This window comes from Limnospira sp. PMC 1279.21 (genome assembly GCF_032349615.1).
In the GTDB taxonomy this organism is placed as follows: domain Bacteria; phylum Cyanobacteriota; class Cyanobacteriia; order Cyanobacteriales; family Microcoleaceae; genus Limnospira; species Limnospira fusiformis.
Genome location: NZ_JARPLU010000207.1, coordinates 1 through 7,045, shown reverse-complemented (window position 1 = coordinate 7,045; position 7,045 = coordinate 1). Strand labels below are relative to the sequence as shown.

General features: G+C 38.3%; 6 protein-coding genes and 1 pseudogene. 6 read left to right on the top strand and 1 reads right to left on the bottom strand.

Annotated features, from left to right (window positions below):
* The 6 genes and pseudogenes from P5683_RS21400 to P5683_RS21375 all read left to right on the top strand — a co-directional run.
* A pseudogene (locus tag P5683_RS21400) lies at positions 1–189 on the top strand (Uma2 family endonuclease); the annotation flags it as partial.
* A 216-nt stretch (positions 190–405) separates the two neighbouring features.
* Positions 406–876: a DUF29 domain-containing protein gene (locus P5683_RS21395; RefSeq protein WP_315641025.1), complete on the top strand. Its 471-nt coding sequence runs from the start codon at positions 406–408 to the stop codon at positions 874–876.
* 316 nt (positions 877–1,192) lie between these two features.
* A complete protein-coding gene (locus tag P5683_RS21390) occupies positions 1,193–2,170 on the top strand; it encodes a glycosyltransferase (protein ID WP_315641026.1) in 978 nt (325 codons plus the stop codon).
* Positions 2,171–2,286: 116 nt separating this feature from the next.
* Positions 2,287–3,408, top strand: coding sequence for a non-hydrolyzing UDP-N-acetylglucosamine 2-epimerase (gene wecB / locus P5683_RS21385; protein ID WP_315641024.1), 1,122 nt, complete (start codon positions 2,287–2,289; stop codon positions 3,406–3,408).
* Positions 3,409–3,529: 121 nt separating this feature from the next.
* Positions 3,530–4,711 (top strand): polysaccharide pyruvyl transferase family protein, encoded by a 1,182-nt coding sequence (locus P5683_RS21380; protein WP_315641023.1) that lies wholly within the window; start codon positions 3,530–3,532, stop codon positions 4,709–4,711.
* Between the two features lie 107 nt (positions 4,712–4,818).
* The gene (locus tag P5683_RS21375; protein ID WP_315641022.1) at positions 4,819–5,799 is read left to right on the top strand and encodes an FkbM family methyltransferase; all 981 of its coding nucleotides are present in this window, start codon (positions 4,819–4,821) and stop codon (positions 5,797–5,799) included.
* 127 nt (positions 5,800–5,926) lie between these two features.
* Here the strand turns inward: P5683_RS21375 and P5683_RS21370 are convergent, their stop codons facing one another.
* Positions 5,927–6,970, bottom strand: coding sequence for a sulfotransferase domain-containing protein (locus tag P5683_RS21370; RefSeq protein ID WP_315641021.1), 1,044 nt, complete (start codon positions 6,968–6,970; stop codon positions 5,927–5,929).
* Between the last annotated feature and the right edge of the window lie 75 nt (positions 6,971–7,045).

Sequence of the window (7,045 nt, the reverse complement as noted above, 5' to 3'; positions counted from 1 at the left end):
CCTTCTCCCCTGGAAATCGAGCAACAATTACAACAGGAGCGCTCGCGAGCCGAACAAGTGACCGCCGAGTTGGAAGAGGAGCGCTCGCGAGCCGAACAAGTGACCGCCGAGTTGGAAGAGGAGCGCCGAAAGACTAAAAGGTTGGAGATGTTGTTGCGGGAAGCGGGGATTGATGGCGATCGCTTATAGAAGTAGAACTGGCTTGTTGCCTGTGTTATAATTCCAGGGTGGGGTAAGGCGATCGCTTTTTCACCATGCCAATGCCTCCCATGGTAGCACGGGCATCGGTGCCTGTTGAAACCTGCGCTCCGGTCGGCGCTATGTTGTCAATCTTATGGTAACATGATTTCACATTAAGGATGCGATCGCCAATCAAGGGCGACCATTCGGATATGGGGAAACAATATGAAAAATGCCCTCAACAATCAACTGCAAGACTTGTATCAAACCGACAGTTATTTATGGTTGCAAAAAACCGTCGAATTGTTGAAAGCAGAAGACTTCCGACATTTGGATTTAGACGGCTTAATTGAGGAGTTGGAAAGTTGGGGTAGGAGTCAATTTAATCAAGCCAGAATTCGGTTGCGACAAATCATCATCCATCTTCTGTTATGGGAATACTGGGAGCAAGAATACGAGCGCAACTGTCGGCATTGGCAATCAGAAATAATTGCGTTTCGAGATGATTTGATTCATGAACTGACCGCGAGTTTGCAAAATAAGCTGATTCTCCAATTGGACTCTATCTATCATGTCGCGGTAAGTTTCGTAAGCAAAAAAACGGGTTTATCTAAAAGTATATTTCCGGCTAATTGCCCTTATAATTTTGAACAATTATTGGATGATAACTGGTATCCAAATCATCAGTTAAGCTGATGAAAATTACATGATTTCATGAAAAAGAAACCGCTATCCCCTCGGCGGCGATCGCATTCTCTCAAAAATTGTCGGCAGTTCCTATTTGTTGTCTGGCGGCGATAGGGGATATGTGCTAGGCAGACCCTAGGCGATCGCTTACAACCTTTTCAGTAATTATGCAATAGGCTGTCAAAGTCCCTCTGTCCACCTGGGATCCAGATTTAGGGTGAGGGTAATGTTTAGCACGATTTCTGAACAACCTGTATAGAAGGATAACTGGCCTGTTGCCTGTGTTATAATTGCAGTCTAATTGTGAGTCACTAGGAGGCGGAATCTGAATCAACATCCGAGGGTCAGTGTAATTATTCCCGTTTATAATGGCGATCGCTTTTTAGGGGAAGCGATCGAAAGTGTTTTAAGCCAAACCTATCAAGACTATGAAATCATAGTTGTTGATGATGGTTCCACAGATGGAACCTCCGAGGTAGTCGCATCATTAGGGGATAAAATTAGATATTTTCACCAGGAAAATCAAGGTTCTGCTGTAGCTCGGAATTTGGGGATTCACCAAGCCAAGGGGGAGTTAATTGCCTTTTTAGATGCCGATGATTTTTGGCTTTTACCAGAAAAGTTAGCAGAACAGGTGAGTTTATTTGACCAACAGCCTAATTTAGCGATCGTCCAGACCGGATGGCGCATTGTCGATGAACTCCGTAATCAAATCATTGATGTCGAACCTTGGCATAAAGTTCCCGAACTCACCTTAGAGAGTTGGTTAAGGTATAAACCGGTCAAAACCAGTGGCTTATTAGTCACAAAGAATTCCCTAGAAAAGGCGGGGGGTTTTGATAGGGAGTTGCGACAATCCCACGATGTCGATTTAGTCTTGCGTTTAGCCTTGATGGGGTGTGAGGCGACTTGGTGGCCGCGGGTTGCCGTGGGTTATCGTCGGTATGGGGGGAACACCACCAGAAACGCCAAAACTCAGGCTGATTGTGTAGTGAGGGTACTAGATAAGTTTTTTGCTCATCAAGATTTACCCCAGTCCATCCGAGCCATGGAGAGTTCTGTGCGCTATCATACTCTCGTATGGCTGGCTTGGTATCACTATGATAAGGGCTTGTATGCCGACATGGCTGATTTTTTAAATCGCTCTTGGGAATATACCCCTTACTATCGAATCGAGACTATTGCCGACTGGGTGGGGTGCTTTAAAAAGTTTTCCGTGCAGAATGGTCAGAGTTGGGATATTGGTTTTTTGACAGATTTACCAGATTGGCAGAATTTGATTAGTAAGACTGTAGTAGCTTGATGATAGAGAGAATATTTAATCATTCTCATGATTAAACCAATTTTTGAGTTTCCAATTAGCAAGATATGACCAAGGTTGAAATAATATCAATATTTTGACCAATATGATATTAAGTAATGAATAAAAACTCACCTATTCCCATATGTATAACCCTGGGGACACGACCAGAAGCCATTAAACTCGCTCCCGTTATCCAACAGTTCCAAAAATCCCCTCAGTTCACTACCCAGGTAGTCCTGACGGGGCAACATAAAGAAATGGTAACTCAGGTGATGGAACTTTTCAACCTCAAGGCTGACTTGGATTTAGATATCATGCAGCCACGCCAGACCTTAACAGATATTACCTGTCGCAGTTTGCAGGGGTTGGAGGCACTTTTTGGCAAGTTACAACCGCAATTGGTTTTAGTCCAGGGGGACACCACGACGGCTTTTGCTGCTGCCCTAGCTGCATTCTATCAGAAAATCCCCGTCGGTCATGTCGAGGCGGGACTCAGAACCAATGACCTGTTCAACCCCTACCCGGAGGAAGCCAACCGCCGCTTGATTTCCCAAATCGCTCAACTGCATTTTGCTCCCACTGACCAGGCGGTTAAACATTTGCGGGGTTCGGGGGTGGTCGGAGAAGTCCACCAAACGGGGAATACCGTGATTGATGCCTTATTGGCTGTGGCTAGGGAAAATCCGGTTTGTGAGATTCCCGGTTTGGACTGGGACTCCCATCGGGTGATTTTGGCGACAGTCCACCGCCGGGAAAACTGGGATAACCTGGAGGATATTGCCAGGGGATTTCTCCAGATTCTAGATCGGTTTTCGGATGTTGCCCTACTGTTACCCCTGCATCGCAATCCCACGGTTCGGGAGCCTTTGACGGCTTTACTGGGAAATCATCCTCGGATATTCTTGGTAGAACCGTTGGATTATGGTAAACTGGTGGGGGCTATAGGCGGTTGTTACTTGGTAATGACGGATTCTGGAGGATTGCAGGAGGAGGCTCCGAGTTTGGGTAAGCCTGTGTTAGTATTACGAGAGACGACGGAGAGACCGGAGGCTGTTGATGCTGGGACGGCTCAACTGGTGGGAACGAATCCTGAGCAAATGCTGTCTGTGGCTTCGGTGTTATTGAGCGATCGCTCTGCTTATGAGAGGATGGCTACGGCTATTAATCCCTTTGGGGACGGTCAGGCGGCGCAAAGAATTGTCAAGGTGGTGAGTAATTATTTCGGATTGGTTGGGTAGGGGGAAGTTAATATGCAGGACAACTAAATCAGGCGATCGCTAATTATTCTTGATAGCTAGAAATGAAGTCTAATATCCCAAAATTTGAAAATAGTTGATTTTTTATAAAATAAGAAAAAAGATGAAAAAAATAGTTGGTGTAATTGGGACTCGCGGAGCAGTTTATAAATTTTCTTATCAGGATACTGATAATTTACTTAAGAAAGTGGGAGGAAATACGGGAAACTTATTTTTTCAGTACGCTGTAACACAGGTTTTGGATGAAGAATACTATGTTCTTGGTGAGGATATACCTTGGGATTTAAAATCAATACAAGAAAATTGTAAGATACTGGTTATACCATCGGCTAATTTTTTGAAAGAAAATTTAGATTTTACTGATTTTGTGAGCTTTTTGGACAAGTTGGAACTACCGCTTGTTTTTCTTGGTTTAGGTGCACAAGCAAAGGACTATAATCAGAAAGAATTCGATTTTCATCCCAGTATTTTAAGGTTGATAGATCTCTTAAAAGAAAGAACTATAAAAATAGGACTTAGGGGAGAATTTACTCAAAGACTACTAGAACGTTTTGGAGTTACCAACACCGAGGTTATAGGCTGTCCTTCAAATTTTGTAAATACTGATCCCAATTTTGTGAATAAATTGAAAATGAAAACTTTAAACGAAATTGAAAGTTTTCTCGTAACAGGTGATGAACCATGGCCCAAAAATCCATTAAAACGCGATGCAGAACGTAAAATGATTCAATGGGCTAATAAAGGTGCAGGGCTATTTGTTCAGCAATCTGTTGAGCCTTTTATTCGGTATGGTCGCAGAAAAAATCTATATCAAACAGCAACAATACCAGAACATCACGAGTCTAGTTTAAGAAAATCTCTTGCTCCCGATATGACGGATGAAGAATTTAGGGCTTTTATTGCAGTTAAGTATCGTATTTATTATAGTATAGAACAGTGGCTCGAAGACGCTGCCAGAGTTGATTTTTCAACAGGTTTAAGGTTGCACGGAAACATGGCAGCTTGGCAAAGCGGTACACCCGCAGTATGGATTTACCATGACTCAAGAACAAGGGAACTTGTTGAAACTATGGCACTACCTCATTTATCCTTAGAACAGTTTTTGGAATGTAAAACATTAAATGACGTTAGAGATATGGCAGAATTCGATTTTGATCAATATGAAGCCACGAGAAGAGTTTTAATTGAAAAATATCAAACAGTATTAAGTAAAGCCAGTATTAAAAACATTTTAAATTCTGCTCATGCTTTGAGAGACTATGGAAATGGAATGCAAAAAATATAATTCGATAAATAAATCAAAGATTTTTGCAAAATTCTAATATAGTAGAGAAATAACATAGCGACTAAATTACTTTAGCAGGTGAATAAAAGTAATAAGGAAAAGGGGAAATGTCAAATAACACTGAAAATGAACAAGAAAAACTACAGCAACAATTATGGGAATCGTTGAATAGCTTACTTTGCCTTACACAAAAAGTGGAATTTTATGTTTATGAGGGTCTGGGACTTTTTACCAGCAAAACCGAAAAATTTCAGAATCCTGCATATAAAGCAAGCAATCCCGAAGATTTTATCTACAAGGAATCATCTCAATCATTTGAAGAAAATCTACATTCGAAAGACCTTAATCTTTATTTGAAACCTATTATTAACCACCTGACCAATCAAAATCTAAGTTTTACAATACTTGATATTGGTGGCTATATTGGCATTTTTTCTCTAAAAGCTTCTTTATGTTGTCGCTCGTTAGGCATTGACACTAAAATTTTTTGTTTTGAACCAGGGCCTACAACTCATTTAATAGAAGCAAATATAAACATTAATGGTTTTAAAAATACTATTTGTTTAGTCGAAAAAGCAGCCTCTTATGTTACTGGTAATGTTCTCTATCATTACCAACCTAATTCTACTATTACTGGTAGATTATTCAAACATTCCAAGGCTAGTTATAGCAAAATTATTCAAGCGCAAACAATAGACAATTTTATCGAAGAAAATAACGATTTATCTGAGGTTTTAATAATAAAAATTGATACGGAAGAATATGAACACAATGTTTTAAAAGGTATGACAACAACTATAGAAACAAAACTTTGTATTTTGGTACTAGAATTTTGGCCTTGGACTTTAGATTATAAAATTGACCAACAAAAATATGGAGATTATTTACTAGAAAAATTTATTCTCATTGATATTAATAATTCCGTTGTTCCACAAAAATTTAACATTATCACAGCTAATAACTTTGTTACATTTACTGAAGAAATTAAATCATCACCTAGAGGCTGTACAGATGTCTTATGTTTACCCAAAAATTTGGCTAATGTTAATGATTTAGCTAATAAAATTTCAATAATATCAAAAAAATAAGAATAAAAAAACAATATAGTATTTTCCAATTAAACGAAGTACAAAATCAAAAGGCGATCACATATTAAATCAAGTTGTTTTAATGGCTTCAGGTTAACCTAGTATGTAATTAATTTTGTTTACCTACTTACCAGTTAATACCTATTTCAGCTTCTAACATTTCATTAAACGGCTTATATAATTCAATCAGTCTTGTTTCAATTGATTGACTTATTTTGGGATATTGAGCAACATTTTCTTTCTGATAATCATCAATAGCTGATTGTGGGTAATTATTGAGTCCTAAAAAATCAAAAGTTTTAGTCATAGTTTTGTCATGGTTGGCTTCTAAATCTTCGGTTTTTAAAATAAGTATTTGTGAGTCACTAAAATTATTTCGCCATTTTCTAATTGAACTTACATAGATGCTATCCACAAAATTACTTGCTTCCGATAATTTATTATCATTTTTTATTTTGTTTACAAGATCAATTTTTGATTGAATAACTTCTTCTAAAGTTCTTTTTTCTTGTCCTGCTCTAACTTGATGATAATATAATGATATACTTCTGGTAACAGGATTTCTTAATAGAATAATGATTTTAACTTTAGGTAGAAAGTGGGAAATCCTTTCTATTACCTTAATATTGTTAAAGTATCTGGGGCTTGCTTCTCCCGTTTTATGCTCTGTAGTCAAAAAATGAGACAAATACCAATCTAACCCTTGACCAAAATTAAGGTTAAAAAAATTGATCTCTTTTGTACTAGCCTCAAGAACTTGTGGATGTTTACAAATATACTTATACAGAGAAGTAGTACCACATTTTCCCGCCCCCACAATAATAAAATCCGGATACTTTGCTTTTTTTGTATTGAGATATAAATCCTGTAACTCAGGTAATAACAAGATATTCTTATAATAACAGGCTTTTTGGTAACAAGTCATTGCTTGTTCAATGTCACCTTTTTGGGTTAATAAATCTCCTAAATTATTCCAAACAACAGGAAAATTATTCTGTTGTTTTAACACGTTCAAATAACAATTAATTAAAATATCTAGATTTTCTTTGGCTAATGGTATATGTCTCAATTGAGCATAGGGAAGTTTGTTATAAGAATCTATTTCTATGGCTTTTACATAAAAAGAAATTGCTTTATCAAACGCTTTCATTTTTTGCAAGTTTACAGCCATTGATATGTTATAATAATAATTATTGGTGCGAGACGTTTAGGAGTGAAATAAGGCTGCAATGCCTGAAATAACCTC

Coding starts and splice junctions, on each gene's coding strand:
- P5683_RS21395 (WP_315641025.1), top strand. CDS start 406: ATGAAAAATGCCCTCAACAATCAACTGCAAGACTTGTATCAAACCGAC.
- wecB (WP_315641024.1), top strand. CDS start 2,287: ATGAATAAAAACTCACCTATTCCCATATGTATAACCCTGGGGACACGA.
- P5683_RS21380 (WP_315641023.1), top strand. CDS start 3,530: ATGAAAAAAATAGTTGGTGTAATTGGGACTCGCGGAGCAGTTTATAAA.
- P5683_RS21375 (WP_315641022.1), top strand. CDS start 4,819: ATGTCAAATAACACTGAAAATGAACAAGAAAAACTACAGCAACAATTA.
- P5683_RS21370 (WP_315641021.1), bottom strand. CDS start 6,970: ATGGCTGTAAACTTGCAAAAAATGAAAGCGTTTGATAAAGCAATTTCT.